This window comes from Thiomonas sp., from assembly GCF_054608695.1.
On the sequence record NZ_JBTRXV010000058.1, the window covers coordinates 1 to 13,361 of the forward strand.

Annotated in this window: 17 protein-coding genes; 5 read left to right on the forward strand and 12 right to left on the reverse strand. The window is 63.4% G+C overall.

The window, feature by feature from the left end; all coding sequences use genetic code 11:
- Window positions 1-289 precede the first annotated feature (289 nt).
- From ACYCUK_RS16245 to ACYCUK_RS16285, 9 genes are all read right to left on the reverse strand, one after another.
- The gene (locus tag ACYCUK_RS16245) at window positions 290-1,504 is read right to left on the reverse strand and encodes a hypothetical protein (RefSeq protein WP_461595733.1); all 1,215 of its coding nucleotides are present in this window, start codon (window positions 1,502-1,504) and stop codon (window positions 290-292) included.
- 104 nt (window positions 1,505-1,608) lie between these two features.
- Window positions 1,609-1,887, reverse strand: a complete 279-nt coding sequence (locus ACYCUK_RS16250) for a hypothetical protein (RefSeq protein WP_461595734.1) — start codon at window positions 1,885-1,887, stop codon at window positions 1,609-1,611.
- A 3-nt stretch (window positions 1,888-1,890) separates the two neighbouring features.
- On the reverse strand, window positions 1,891-3,414 hold the full coding sequence (gene trbL, locus ACYCUK_RS16255) for a P-type conjugative transfer protein TrbL (RefSeq protein ID WP_461595735.1): 1,524 nt from the start codon (window positions 3,412-3,414) through the stop codon (window positions 1,891-1,893).
- A gap of 10 nt (window positions 3,415-3,424) precedes the next feature.
- A complete protein-coding gene (locus ACYCUK_RS16260) occupies window positions 3,425-3,913 on the reverse strand; it encodes a hypothetical protein (protein WP_461595736.1) in 489 nt (162 codons plus the stop codon).
- Between the two features lie 217 nt (window positions 3,914-4,130).
- Window positions 4,131-5,486, reverse strand: coding sequence for a hypothetical protein (locus ACYCUK_RS16265; RefSeq protein ID WP_461595737.1), 1,356 nt, complete (start codon window positions 5,484-5,486; stop codon window positions 4,131-4,133).
- Window positions 5,486-7,933 (reverse strand): VirB4 family type IV secretion/conjugal transfer ATPase, encoded by a 2,448-nt coding sequence (locus ACYCUK_RS16270; RefSeq protein WP_461595738.1) that lies wholly within the window; start codon window positions 7,931-7,933, stop codon window positions 5,486-5,488. Before ACYCUK_RS16270 ends, ACYCUK_RS16265 begins: the two co-directional genes overlap by 1 nt.
- The gene (trbD, locus tag ACYCUK_RS16275; RefSeq protein WP_461595739.1) at window positions 7,933-8,235 is read right to left on the reverse strand and encodes a conjugal transfer protein TrbD; all 303 of its coding nucleotides are present in this window, start codon (window positions 8,233-8,235) and stop codon (window positions 7,933-7,935) included. The genes ACYCUK_RS16270 and trbD overlap by 1 nt, the downstream gene beginning before the upstream one ends.
- Entirely contained in the window at window positions 8,232-8,426 is a 195-nt protein-coding gene (locus ACYCUK_RS16280) for a hypothetical protein (RefSeq protein WP_461595740.1), read from the reverse strand. Before ACYCUK_RS16280 ends, trbD begins: the two co-directional genes overlap by 4 nt.
- A 4-nt stretch (window positions 8,427-8,430) precedes the next feature.
- Complete coding sequence (locus ACYCUK_RS16285) at window positions 8,431-8,724, reverse strand: TrbC/VirB2 family type IV secretion system protein (RefSeq protein ID WP_461595741.1); 294 nt, start codon at window positions 8,722-8,724, stop codon at window positions 8,431-8,433.
- A 131-nt stretch (window positions 8,725-8,855) separates the two neighbouring features.
- On the opposite strand from ACYCUK_RS16285, the gene ACYCUK_RS16290 reads away from it, so the two are divergent.
- Both ACYCUK_RS16290 and ACYCUK_RS16295 read left to right on the forward strand, forming a co-directional pair.
- Window positions 8,856-9,134, forward strand: a complete 279-nt coding sequence (locus ACYCUK_RS16290) for a BrnT family toxin (protein ID WP_461595742.1) — start codon at window positions 8,856-8,858, stop codon at window positions 9,132-9,134.
- Window positions 9,112-9,402, forward strand: coding sequence for a BrnA antitoxin family protein (locus ACYCUK_RS16295; RefSeq protein ID WP_461595743.1), 291 nt, complete (start codon window positions 9,112-9,114; stop codon window positions 9,400-9,402). The genes ACYCUK_RS16290 and ACYCUK_RS16295 overlap by 23 nt, the downstream gene beginning before the upstream one ends.
- A 7-nt stretch (window positions 9,403-9,409) precedes the next feature.
- Here the strand turns inward: ACYCUK_RS16295 and ACYCUK_RS16300 are convergent, their stop codons facing one another.
- A complete protein-coding gene (locus ACYCUK_RS16300; RefSeq protein WP_461595744.1) occupies window positions 9,410-9,997 on the reverse strand; it encodes a S26 family signal peptidase in 588 nt (195 codons plus the stop codon).
- Between the two features lie 20 nt (window positions 9,998-10,017).
- On the opposite strand from ACYCUK_RS16300, the gene ACYCUK_RS16305 reads away from it, so the two are divergent.
- From ACYCUK_RS16305 to ACYCUK_RS16315, 3 genes are all read left to right on the forward strand, one after another.
- A complete protein-coding gene (locus ACYCUK_RS16305; RefSeq protein WP_461595745.1) occupies window positions 10,018-10,293 on the forward strand; it encodes a BrnT family toxin in 276 nt (91 codons plus the stop codon).
- The gene (locus ACYCUK_RS16310; protein ID WP_461595746.1) at window positions 10,271-10,537 is read left to right on the forward strand and encodes a BrnA antitoxin family protein; all 267 of its coding nucleotides are present in this window, start codon (window positions 10,271-10,273) and stop codon (window positions 10,535-10,537) included. Before ACYCUK_RS16305 ends, ACYCUK_RS16310 begins: the two co-directional genes overlap by 23 nt.
- Window positions 10,538-10,642: 105 nt before the next feature.
- Window positions 10,643-11,011, forward strand: coding sequence for a helix-turn-helix domain-containing protein (locus ACYCUK_RS16315; protein ID WP_461595747.1), 369 nt, complete (start codon window positions 10,643-10,645; stop codon window positions 11,009-11,011).
- A gap of 121 nt (window positions 11,012-11,132) precedes the next feature.
- Here ACYCUK_RS16315 and ACYCUK_RS16320 read toward each other — a convergent pair whose 3' ends face one another.
- Window positions 11,133-11,762, reverse strand: coding sequence for an EAL domain-containing protein (locus tag ACYCUK_RS16320; protein WP_461595748.1), 630 nt, complete (start codon window positions 11,760-11,762; stop codon window positions 11,133-11,135).
- A 29-nt stretch (window positions 11,763-11,791) separates the two neighbouring features.
- On the reverse strand, window positions 11,792-13,354 hold the full coding sequence (locus tag ACYCUK_RS16325) for a type IV secretory system conjugative DNA transfer family protein (protein WP_461595749.1): 1,563 nt from the start codon (window positions 13,352-13,354) through the stop codon (window positions 11,792-11,794).
- Window positions 13,355-13,361 lie beyond the last annotated feature (7 nt).

The window sequence follows — 13,361 nt, forward strand, 5'->3', positions numbered from 1 at the left end:
CTCGGCGATGTAGTCATCCAGGCACTCGGGAAGCAGCGTGACCTGGGCCCTGTCCTCGCCTTCGATGAATCGCTTCATGTGGCCACCATCGACGCCAACAACGATGACTCGATCCTAGCCGACGTCGACGCGTTTTCACACAGCCTCGCCGAGCACCGGCCACTCAATCTGTACGGTGACTTTCGCGCTGACCGCCCAACGCTTGGTCGAGTCTCATCTCCGGTTCCAGGGGCTGTCCATGATGTTTCTGGCCGACCAGACCAAAATCTGGACGCCAAATTTTCCCAAATCATTTGCCCACACGCTGCCCAAGCATTGTCTCGAACAGCGTGCTTCCTGGATGTGACCCTGCGATCAGATCACGGATTTGAGCTTGCACCTGCTCGACCGCGACACCTGCCGCCGGCGCAGCCTGCAACACCGCCATGTAGGCGTCGAGCACATCGCCCCCCGTGATGTCGTAGCCGTACCCGAGCGCCATCCAGTGCAATGCCGCCAGACCGACGGTGAGCGCGAACCCAGGCTGCTGCTCAGCATAATCACGGGCGGCACGCGTCAGTGTGCGCGGGTCGGCCGACCGGTGCCTGGCCAACTCGGCCGCCACCTCGAAAACCCCCGCGTCCTTGGCCGCTGCAAACCACTTGCCCTCGTTGCCTGGCGTGCTGGCAACGAGATCGCGCAGGATCGTCTCCTTCGGAATTTCGGGGTACTTCTTGGCGATCGCGCGAAACGTCGCCAGATAGGTGGTGCCTTGATTCGCCTCGAGCGCAAAGCGCTTGTAGGCCTCTTCCGCGAGGCCCGAATCCAGCAAGATCGTTTCGCACGCTTGAGCGATCTGCCAGACAGGGTCATTGAGTCCACGTGACCCCTCGGCATAGCGCAACGCCTCGGCCCGCTTGCCCATGGCGACCAGCGCCTTCACACCCCAACGCCGGTCGCGCCACCACTTGAACGGTGCTTTCTCGAGGAGCGCCAGAAGTTGCTCGTAGCGCCCTGCCGCGTACAGGCAAGCCAGACAGGTCGACGTGCCGCCGTAGTACCGGCGTTCGCCTTGACGCGATCCCCAGGCCGACTCCAGACCCGGCAGAAATTCATCCGCCCAGGCCACGGCGATCTCGGGCGTTGCGCACAGATCACCCCAGAATTCACCCAGGGCTTCGATGCAGGACATGCCGTCGTTCTCCACGGCCGCCCATAGACGCTGCAGCCAGCGCTGCCGCACACCGGCATCCACCGATGCCGCAGCGATGATCGGCACCAGGGTGTCGATGGCCTTGTTCACCGCCGCGCCGATCGCCCCCGAAGAACTGTCCACCTGCTCCAATGCAGGTGAGAGTTTTTCCAGCAGGACCACGGCCCCTTCCGCCGCCAGGACAGGATCCTTGCGGGCCATCGCCTTGATCTCGGAGACCGCTTCCTTGACGCACTGGATCGGCAGATCGGACCGCCAACCGAATGCGCCACGGCGGAACTTCGGTGCGAACTGCCAAGTGTGCTTGGTCAAGGGCTCTTTTCTGTCTGTCGCCAAAATCTCCGATCTCCTTCATCAGTCGCCGACCGGCTCCATCTTCGCAGGCAGATCATGGCGAACTTTGCCGCCAGCGTTCGTCACCGAATAGGTATCTCATTTCCAGCCTCAGCCGGTGGTGCTTGCCGTGCCATCCTAGCCTTCTCGATGACTGCAGCCACAGCCAGGCTGACGACACAGGAAACGAACCACAGGCCCAGCTTCGACCCCACCGGGTTCTGGATCAGGACAGCGAAGGACACGGCGTTAACCAGCTTGATGAGCCCGACCCACAGCGCCAGAGGATCATGACGCCAGGCATGCGCGACGCGCTCTCGCATGTCATCAACCAGTTCGTCCCGCAGCACATTTCTCGCCATGCCTCACTCCGAATGACCGAGGCGAATCTGGATCCCACCGCCACCACCTTCGTGGCGTGCGATGTCGTCCTTGGTCCCTGCAGCTCGCCCGAGCCCGTCTTTCATCACGTTCCATGGAGATTTGCCGTCGTCTTCCTTGGCGTCTGCTTTCCGCTCGGCAGCACCGGCTCCCGCTCCAGCCGGCAGGTTCGGTGCACCCAGCGTGTCCACGCCGCCGGTTGCCGGGGCTGTCGGGCCGGCACCAGGCGAAGCCGTCGATGCGCCCGCACCGGGTCCGCCTTGTCCATCCTGTTTGAACCGCGCCGAAGCCGGGCTGGGGCCGCCCATCGGACCCGCGCCTGGTTTCGATCCACCGATGCTGCCTGGTGTCCCGCCGCTAGCGCCGGTCATGGCCCCGAGCGACGCGAGCTTGTCGGTTCCACCAATCCCGCCAGCAGCGGCGCCCGAACCACCAGACCCCGCGCCCACAAGCCCGGCCAGCTTGTTCAATCCGCCCTGCGCAGCGCCCACAGCCCCGGCATAGCCCGCAACTGCCGCAGCGCCTGCGCCCGCCACACCGCCGGCAACGCCAGCCGCGGCTCCCATCGTGTTGCCCAAACTCATGCTGGGTGAGCCATTGAGCATGCTGCTGGCGATGCCGGGCACTGTGACGCCCATGGCACCGTAGACCAGCGAGGACACGCCGATGGCGATGGGCGCTTGCAGGGCGAAGGTGCCTGGGTTTGCTGCGTACCCATTCAAGATCGTGATCCAGCCATCAGCCAGAGACTGGCCGAGTCCGGTGATGAGATACAAGACAAAGAGCTTGATGCCAATGCTGAAGGCGTAGCCGAAATACTTTTCCGCAAAAGGCTGCGTCCACTTGCTCCCGTTGAAGCCCAGCAGCAAGGCCTCGCCGCCGATGATGATGTAGCTCTCGACGTTGGTGATCAGGATCTGCACGGCCAGGAGCGCGTAGGCAGCCATCACCATGATGGATGCAAGGGCTGTCCCCAGCAGGTAGGCGACCGAATCGAATGGGTGAAAAAACGAACTCACCTTCCCTTCCGCCGTCCACATGGCATTGGAAATCCGGAACCCCTGGCCAAACACGGTCGATGGATCCAGGGCCGGGGATGCCGAGGCAGGCGACGCCGCCCCTACCGAGCTTCCTGCGCTCTTGAAGCTGTTGATGATCATCGGGATCCACGTCGGCGCCTCCGCCAGCAGCATGTAGAAAAATGCCAGCGACAACATCTTGAGGACAAAAGCAGCGATGAAGTCGCTGAGGTCGTTCTTCTTGAGCAACCAGTTGATGCCCGTCCAGGCGATGTCCAGGCCCGCCAGACCGACAAAAAGGCCCTTGGCCAGCGTCAGCGCCTGGGTCATCCAGCCGGTCGTCGCTCCCTGAAACTGGTTTTGCAGATTGGTGAGGAAACCTGGACCTGAGGCGGAAATCGCCGGCGGCGTCGCCGCGTGCGCGATGACGGGCGCAAGCAGCAGCGTGAACAGGAGCAAAGACCATCGGGCAGTGGGGCGCGGATTCATCATGGGCCCTTCAATAGACCTGGGGTGTCGGATTGCCCAGCAGCTGATCCTCGTTGTTCAGAGAATGCTGCACGCCGTTTTGCCGGGTCGTGATGTAGTTCAGCAGGACCTGGTTGCCGGCCTGAATGTCCGACTGCAGGCTTTGCATCTGGTTGACCATCAACCCGGAAATCTGGTTGCCGGCCTGCAGGACCTGCATGCGACCTGACGCCGACTGGCTCTGATCCTGGATCGCCTGCAGGGCGGACTGGGTGGTCTGGAAGTCGGCGGCGTGCAGCCCATACTGTTGCAGGGTCCCAGCGACCTGACTGTTCAGATTGCTGGTCCACTGCTGGAGGTTGTTGGCGTAGTTGGACAGCGGCGCACTCGGCGCTCCGTACTGTTGCTGGATTGCGGCAACCGTGTTTTGCGACGCGTAGCTCAGGCCCTGGGCATTGCCGACAAGCTGGACCAGTTGCTGAAGCGGGGCCGCCGCATTGGTCCAGAGCTGCTGCGGCATGTTCTGCAGGTTGCGCGCCTGCCTGGTTGTAGACCGTCTGGAACTGCGCCTGGAGCTGTTGCGCCTGCGTGGCGTATTGCTCGACCAGCGTCAGTTCCTGCACGATCTGCTCGGGGAACGTGGCCCCGGCGATCATGCCCGTGGCGTGAGCAGGCATCGTGATGAGGGCCGCGAGTGCAGCCAGGGTGAGGGTGCGTTTCTTCATGGTGATCTCTGGTTACTGTCCGTTCTGCGGCACGCCGGTGGCCGCGCCGATCTGCTGCAAGGTGCTCGACGCATCCGTCGTCGCAGCAGTGCTGGCTGCGGTGTTGAGGCTGTTGCCAATAGCAGGTGCAGCTGCGGTCGCGGCGCTGTACGTCGCGCTTCCGTCAGTCGTCGCCGACGTCTGGACCGCCTGCTGCGCGTCATAAATCGACTGCTGCTGATCGGCGGACTGCTGTGTAATGGCTGCGGCCTGCGTCCATGTCGGGTCGCCCGTTTTCCCGGCCATGCTGGTGTCGTACTGGCTGATGGTGTTGGCCGCGTTCTCGGAATACTGTGCCGACAGCCCGGTCTGCCAGGCCTGCGCTGCGGTCACGGCGCTGTTCTCGTTCTGCTGGCTGGCGGCATTCAGTGAGGTCTGCTGCGCGCCGGCGGCGCTGGTGTAGGCCGTGTCGGTATTGGCCGCCGTGGCCGATTGCCCGGTCTGGACGCCGGTCTGTGCCGTGGTCTGCTGCAAGGCATCCTGGGTGCTGGTGGCACCGGCGGTTTGCCCCTGCTGCACACCCGTCATGGACTGGATCTGCTGCAGGGAGTCTGCCGCGCTCGCGATCGCGGATGCAGCGGCGGCCGCATTCAAAGCGCCCCCAAGGACAGGGGCCGCGGCGACGTTACCGGCGTAGGCCGAGTTGGCCATGTTCTGCTCGACTGCGTTGGCGGCCCACCAGGCAGCGGCGCAGTAAGGGTTCCCACAGGACGCGGCGTTCTGCGCGTCCTGCACGGCCGTCTTGTTCGCCTCGAAACCTGTCGTCGACAGGTTGTTCATCAGCGCCTGCGTTGCGGCACCCGCTGCGAGATAGCTCGTGTCGTCACGCGGAGTGACCTGCCCGGTCTGAACCCCAGTCTGTGCGCTGATCCCATTCAGCGAACTTGCGGCGCCGGACGAAGCGGACGCCCGGGCAGACTGACTGTTGGACTGCGCCACCGTAGGTGCCGCATTGACTTCCGTGCCGTAGGCGCTGGCCTCGGAGGCCTGATCCTGCTGCTGCACAGGAATCTGATGGTCAGCCTGCGCCTGGTTGTCGTTGGCAACGCTCTGGGCCTGATCGGCGGCCTGCTGCCAGACATCACCGCCAAGCGCTCCGCCACCTGAGTTGGCAGCATCCTGATTGGAAATGTCCTGCGCCGTGTTGGCGGCGGCCTGGTATGCCTGCTGGTCGTCGTAGGCCACGCTCGCGTCGTAGGTGCTCGTCGTGTTCTGCGTCGCTGCAGCGCTCATCGTCGACTGCGGATCGGGGGCCGATGTAGTTTGCGCGCTGGCCGTGCCGACTGCGGCCGCGAGGATGACGGCCAGGACATGCTTCTTGGTGTTCATCAGTACGACTCCCAGAGTTCCGCAGCCCTGCCCTGGCCGCGTTCGCGCAACCATTGGGCGGGCCACGCATCGCCCAGCTGATCCTTCAATTCGCGGATGCAGAGAATGTCTTCCTTGCCCGACGCGCCGACGAAAGCCAGCTCCGGGCCGGACAGGCCGAGCGCGAACAGTCGGCGGCCGTCGGGATGCATGGCGTAGTACTGCCGCTTGGGCGTGGCCATCGCCAGGATTTCGATCTGCCGGCGGTTCAAGCCGATGCCCTCATAGAGGGGCCGGATGTTCTCCGTCTGCGCCTCGGGGTTGGGCAGCATGATCTTGGTGGGGCAGGACTCGACGATCACGTCGGCGATTTCCGATCGGATCAGGTCGGTCAGCGACTGCGTGGCGAACACGACCGCCACGTTCGCCTTGCGCAAGACTTTCAGCCATTCGCGGATCTTGGCCTTGAACGCGGGGTGACTGAGCATGATCCAGGCCTCGTCCAGCACGAGCAACGTGGGCTGGCCCTTGAAGCGCTGCTCGATGCGGTGAAACAGATAGGTGAGCACCGGCAACACCAGCTTGTCGCCCTTGTTCATCAGGTGTTCCATCTCGAAGACCTGGAACGGGTCTTCGGCCAGGGCATCGGTTTCGGCGTCCAGCAGGGTTCCGGCGATGCCGCGCAGGGTGTAGGCCTGCAGGGCCTCGCGCAAGGTCTGATCCTGCAGCAGCACCAGCACATTGGTCATGGTGCGCTGGCTCATCTGATCGGTCGACGCGCCGAGCTGCACCACAGCGCGGAAGATTTCCTGCCGGTGGTGCGGAAGAATGGTCACACCCTGCAGTTCGCAGAGTTGCTCCAGCCATTTGGCAGCCCACACCTGCTCGCTGGGCTCATGGACCCGTCCAAGCGGGCAGAACGCCAGGTCGCCATGCTCGCCGGCGATGTCGTAGTGCTGGCCACCCGCTGCCCAGCACAAGGGCAACATGGAATAGCCCTTGTCGAACGCAAAGACCTGGGCGTTCGGATAGCGGAACTGTTGCGCCACGAGAGTGGACAGCAGGGTCGATTTGCCACTGCCCGTCGGTCCGAGAATGACGGTGTGCCCCAGGTCGTTCGCATGCAGACTGAGCCGGAATGGCGTCGAGCCGTCCGTCTTGGCGTACAGCAGTGGCGGACTGCCCGTCGGGTAGAACGGGCAGGGATTTTTTTCCAGACCGGCCCAGACGGCAGTGAATGGCAGCAGATGGGCCAGGTTCAAGGTGTGGATCAGCGGCCGGCGCACATTGGCTGCGGTGTTCCCCGGCAGCGTGCCAAGATAGGCCTCGACAGCGTTCACGTCCTCGATGCGGGCGCCGAAGCCGTGGTTCTCGATCAGCTTGGCGACTTCCCGGACCGTCTCGTCGAGCAAGGCGGCATCCTCGTGGGCGAGCACGAGGACGCTTGTGTAGTAGCCATAGAGCACCATGCCGCTGGAGGCCTCGGCCATCGCCTGCACGGCGTCGCCAGCCATGCGATCCGCGTCGGCATTGACGTGAGTCGCCTGGCCTCCGGCGTTCTCCCGCATCAGATTCATCATGCTTTTGCGCTTCTGCGCCCATTTGCCGCGGTACTTGTTCAGCACCTTCTCGGCCTGACCGGGATCGAGATAGATGAAGCGGTTGCTCCAGCGGTAGGACACCGGCAGGCGGGACAGGAAGTCCAGAATGCCGGGGAAGCTGTGGGATGGCAGCCCGGTCAGCCCGATGCATGCTAGATGGCGGTTACCCACGCGCGGCACGAATCCTGTGGCGAAATCGTGGGCGCCCAGGATTGCATCGAGGTACATCGGCACCTCGGCCATGACCATCGGCCGAGACGTCGGCGCCATGCTGACGCACTGTTCGAGATGCGCCAGCAGGGCGCTGGTCACCGCTCCGGTGCGTTCGTCCGCCACATCGGTCAGGCGTCGGATATGCAGCAGGCTTGACAGCCTGCCCTCGAGCTCACGGATTTGCTCCTTGAACCGCTCGAGGTTCCGGCTTGCGGTCGCTTTGACGCGGCCGTCGACGAACAGGTCGGCGGTCTTGCTGGCGGCGTCAGGCATCGGGAACCAGGTCACGCTCAGCACATAGCGGCTGGCGTAGCCCACGTAGACGCCTTCGTGGGAAGCACGCCGCATGTCATCGATCAGCCGGGTCGTGCGGTCGGGGAATGCGCCCTGGCGGGCATAGCCTGGCGCGGGCCCCCGCACGGCATCGCAGTGAATCACCCAGCCGTCGCCAAGCTTCAGCGCGGCGTTGATGCGCGCTGCCATGGCGCGGAGCTCCTCCGGGGTGGCGGAATCAAGATCCGGCCCGCGGTAATCCCATGCGGCCATGAAGCCGCCGTTCTTGGTCAGCACAATGCCGTTGTCGACCAGGGCCGCCCAGGACAGCAGGTCGGGCAGCCCGTAGGCCGCCGTGCGAAATTCCTTGAGGGCCAGCATCACTGGATCTCCCGTTGCCTGGCGAACGGCGTCGCCTGCGCCGGGTAGAAGCGCCGGTACTTGAGCGAGCGCGGACCGGTCTTGGAAAGCTGGTCGTCGTAGCGGGCGGCACGCGTCAAGGCCCACTGGCCGATCACCCAGATCGCGATGCCGACCGCCGCTGCCCAGAGCTTGGCGAGGGAGAAGATGAAAACCCCGGCAACGATGAGCAGCATCAACACCAGGTTGCGCTCCCCGCCGAGCATGAGGATCGGCCTGTTGAGCGCTTCGTGAATGGGAACCTTGTCGTCGTCTTGGATCATTGCGGGACTCCGCGTGTCTTGTGCATCAGCTCGACGACCGTCGCGGTCTGCCTGAGGTCGTCGGAGATTTTGGAGGCCGCCCACCCTTGGTCCATCAGGACCTGCACAACGCTCATCAGGATTTCCGGTAGATCCGGCGCGTCGGCTCCGTGGGCAGGAAGAGGTGGCGGCGGGCGGGAGGTCGAATGCATGCGCTCACGCCACCATCGCGCCCGTCAGGCCCAGGACGACGTACAGCGCCTTCTTGGCGATCCCGCCGAGCTCTTCGCCGAACACTAGAGACGCGCCGGCCGCGAGGAAGGCGATCACACTGATGCCGGTGGCCACCGGCCCGGTCAGATCGTTTTGCAAGGTTGCGATGGCACCGTCCCACGGCAGGCCGCCCGCACCGGAAGCGAAGGCATCGGCCATCGTGGCCAGGAACACAGCGCCTGCCAAGGCCGTGCGGCGCGCGGCAGCAGCTTGGAGTTTCTTGAAAATCAGTTTCATCGGGAGATCCTTTCGAGAGGGATGGCATGCGCGATCCAGCGCGCATGCCTGGATTGCGCGTCGGGTTGCAGGAGGGGGCGACGATGGTCGTCGCAGTGCGACGAAGAGAATTTGTTAATACAATAAGTAGCATGCGTATCACGTTCGACCCAGACAAGGACCGAGCCAACCAAGCCAAACATGGGTTGTCGCTGTCTTTGGCAAAACGGATGGACTGGGGCGGCCTTCTCGCCAAGCTGGACTCCAGGCGCGAGTACGGCGAGTTGCGCATGATTGGGTTTGTTCCGGATGCAACCGGGCGACTGTTTTGTGTGGTGTTCACAGATCGCGCCGATGGCCGCCGCATCATCAGCCTGCGCAAGGCTAATTTGAGAGAGGTCAAGCTCTATGCAGCAAACGATCAAAACTAGGGGTGGCCGCGTCCTGATCGTGCCCACGCCCGAAGAAGACGCAGCGATCAATGCAGGAATTGCGGCTGACCCAGACACCCACGAAGTCACGGATGCGGAGTTCGCACACGTGCGACGAATGGGTCGGCCCAGGCTGGCCAGTCCCAAGATTCCAACCACGATTCGCTTCGATGCTGACGTGCTCGACGCACTGAAAGGCACAGGTAAAGGCTGGCAGACGCGCGTGAATGAAGCCATGCGTGAATGGGTGAAGACGCACACGCGCTGAAGCAGCACTATCCGGCGACTCGCCGGATCTCGGCGATGGTGATCGGTCCCCAGTAGCGACTGTCAAAGCTTTGTGCGGCTAGCGCCGGCGTTGCGCCGCTGCCGTAGACCCAGTACTGACCCGGCCCCAAGGTGAAATTGCCAACTTCGTGAGGCAACTGCAGCCAGGAATATTTACCCGACCGGAGCAACTGGCCGCTGCTGGGTAACTCACGGCCGTTGATCCAGACTCCGCGCAGGTTCACCACGACGTGGTCACCCGGTATGGCGGCCACGGTTTTCAACATCGGCATGCCACCGCCCGGGCAATCGCCGGCCAGGTAGAACGGGAAAGCGCGTGGCGTCACCCACGCCGGTGGGCAGAATTCGACCTTTGTGCCCCGCGAGGGAGTTTCGTCATCCTGAAGTGGGTGGAGCCGGTAGAAGCCGAGCGGCTCGCTCTCGGTGAGGTTGATCCGCCAGCCTGACCACCACAACACCTTTGTGGTGATGAGCGAAGCGCCAAGAAGCGTCAGCGGGATGACGAGGCGATCCCAACGCAGACGACGGGCACGGGCGCCTTGAAGAGCGCGCTCAATGGCGAATGGAACGCTCATTTTGTGCGTACAATCCGACTGTGGAAATTGATGACGACCCGGCCAAAAACGTCAAAAATCTCCGTGAGCGCGGCCTGTCGTTCGACAGCGTCGTGGACTTTGATTTCTCGACTGCGACGTTCGTGATCGATACGCGACGCGAGTACGGCGAAGTGCGATGGAGGGCGCTGGGTCAGCTTCATGACCGCCTGCATGCACTGGTGTTTACGCAAACACCAGTTGGGGTGCGAGTCATCAGTTTTCGCAAGGCAAACCGACGTGAGGTACTGCGCTATGAACAAGCGACCCAACCCTGAATTGATCGATGAGGACAACCCGGAGTGGACAAGCGGGGATTTCAAACGTGCTGTACCGTTTTCGGGCCTGCCAGACTCGTTGCAGCGCAAACTGCGCGGCCCGCAGCGCGCGCCGACTAAGCAGCGCGTGACGATTCGACTGTCTCCCGATGTCGTCGATCGATTCAAAGATTCCGGCCCGGGCTGGCAAACGCGCATGGACGCTGCGTTGCAAGATTGGCTGAAATCACACAAGCCGGCCTGAATCATCCTCCCTCTGTCCACTGGTGCGGTGCGTGATCGACGAGATTCATGACGACCGCCTGGTGGTGATGATCCTGGCGGTTGCCCCACGAGGAGGTGCATACCCATGAGCACGATTCAATTCATCGAACGCAACGGGAAGCGGGAATACGCCGTGGTTCCGATGGAGTTGTTTGCGCAACTCATGCGTGCCGCCGAGAGCCTGGACGACGTTGCCCTGTTCGATGCCGTGAAAGCTGCCGACGATGGGTTTCGAGTGCCGGGCGCGGTTGCTCATGCCATCCTGGACGGTACCCATCCTGTGAAGGCTTGGCGCGAATACCGCGGACTCACCCAAGACGCTTTGGCCGAGAAGGCCGGCATCAGCAAGGCCTATCTCAGCCAGATCAAGACGGGCAAGCGGATCGGAGTGGCCAAAACCCTCAAAGCCCTCGCTGCTGCATTGGGCGTGACGCTCAATGAGCTCCAGCCCTGATTCCCGCAGCGCGACCTGAAGCATCCACCCTCTTCCCGTCACCGGCAGCTCGCAAGCATGCTCGCGTTGGTCGATGCTCCCAATGCTCAATGTGCCCCCAAGCAGGATCGGACGGAAAAGATCATGAAACATCGAGCGCATCGGTTGTCGCAGCGCGTTCCATCCCACGCGTGAAGTAGTACCCCTGGCCATAGCGAATGCCAGCAGCGCGCACCCGTTCCAGGTCGCCGGGCGATTCGATGCCTTCAGCGATGACGCGTGTGCCGATACCTTCGAAGAGGTCATGAAGATCCCGCAGGAAGCGCGGATCGGCGCGCCTGGCAAGGTGGGTCAGCGACATATCGAGCTTGGCAAACGTAGGCTGAACCCGCAGAGCGCGGCCGATGCCGTCATAGCCCGAACCGACGTCGTCAATCGCCAGCGCAAAGCCCGCTTGCTTCAGCCGCGCAAAGGCGCACGCTGATGCTTCGCAAAAGTCCGCGGCGCGCAGCCCAGGGCGGATGTGCTCGGTCCACTCCACCACCAGCCGACCCCGGCCCGGGATGGCCAGCAGACCTTCGATGATGGCGGGCTCGAGCGCCTGGTGAGCATCCACGTTGACGAACACGCGGACGGATGCCGGGATGTGGGCGCGAAAGAGATCGGCCATGTGGGCGTACCACGTCCGCCAATCACCATCGGACCAGTCCGGGCACCGATCAGCGCCTGCCAGCAGCTCGAACCCCAGGGTCTCGTCGCTGACCAGATCCACGATGGGCTCCAGCCGGAAGCGGGGACGTGTCATAGCCCTCTCCCGGTTGGCACTTTCCTGGGGTCGAACTTGATGCGCTCGGCCAGTGCCGGATCCTGGTAATACTTGATCTTCTGGCAGTACACCGGTGCGAAGCCGGCGACGAACACGAGCTCATCCTCCGGCGGCAGTCGCATGCATTCGTCGGCGGTCAACAGCGGCCGCTGCACGATCTGCTCGTTGGTGTTGACGTTCTGCAGCACCACGGCCAGCCGATTGCCCGAATACTGGCGCTGTGTGTGGGTGACCGTCGCCTGGCCCGCCATCTCGGACAGCAGCTTGGCCGTCTCGACCTTGTTGGGTGCATAGGCCACGCGGATGTGGCAGTTGCTGACGATCGACTCGTCCTTGCCATAGGCGGCGTTCAGCTGCGTCAGATCCTGCACGATCAGCAGCGCCTTCAGGCCGTAGCCCGCAATGAAGGCCAGGGCTTCCTGGAAGATCTCCAGCTTGCCCAGGCTGGGGAATTCGTCGATCAGCAGCAGGAGCTTGTGGGGGAAGCGGCTCTTGCCCATGCCCCCCATCTCGAAATCCATCCCCTCGGTCAGCCTGCGCACCACCTGGCTGATGACCAGGCGCAGCAGTGGCTTGAGACGATCCTTGTCGCTGGGCGGGACGACCAGGTAAAGGGATGTCTTCGGGGCCACGGCCTGGCCATCGGGATTCTTTCCTCCCATCAGACTCTCCAGTGAGAAATCCGAGACCCGGGTGTTTTCGGCCACGATCGGGTCGCGGTACAGCGACAGGAAGGACAGCGCCGTGGACAGCACGCTGCCAGCCTCGTTGTCGGGCTTGTTCAGCCAGCTTTGCATGGCCTGGGCAACGGCCATCCAACCCGCGTGGCGGGCGTCGTGCTCTTCCTGCTTCTCGGCCAGCCTGCCCTTCTCGAGCATCGCGTGCGCGATGTCCCGGATGTAGCCAATCACCGCCCGGGCGCCTTCGACGACGTCGCCGTCTTTGCCGCCTTCGCTCTGGGCCTGCGCCTGGGCCTTGCTTTCGGCCTCCTTCCGGAAAATGCCGCCATCCGAGAGAATGCCCAGCACGGTCGCGATGCACCGGTCGACCTTGCTTTCGCCCTGCGGCGGCTCGCACAGCAGCACGAACAGCACAACGCCTGTCATGAGGTCGAAACCGGTCTTGGCCCAGTGATCCTTCAGGCCCTCGCCATTGGGATCGACGATCATCGTCGCGATGTTCTGCACGTCCTTGACCAAATTTCCGTCGATGCGGATCTCCTGCAGGGGATTGAACCGTGCAGAGTCGGTGCTCGTCGGGTCGAATTTGAGGGTTCTCTGGCCGAGAATCCTGTGGCGAAAACCACTGGTCAGCGCCCAGTTCTCGCCCTTGATGTCGAGCACCAGCACCGATTCATCCCAGGACAGCAGGGTCGGGATCACGATCCCCACGCCCTTGCCGGATCGGGTCGGGGCGAACACCATCATGTGTTCGGGCCCCTTGTGGCGCAGGTACTGCACCTTGCCCCTGTGCTCCCAGGCCCCGAACAACACCCCGCCCTTGTTCTTGTCGGTCGGCAGAATGCCGGCCTCCAGCACCTCGCCG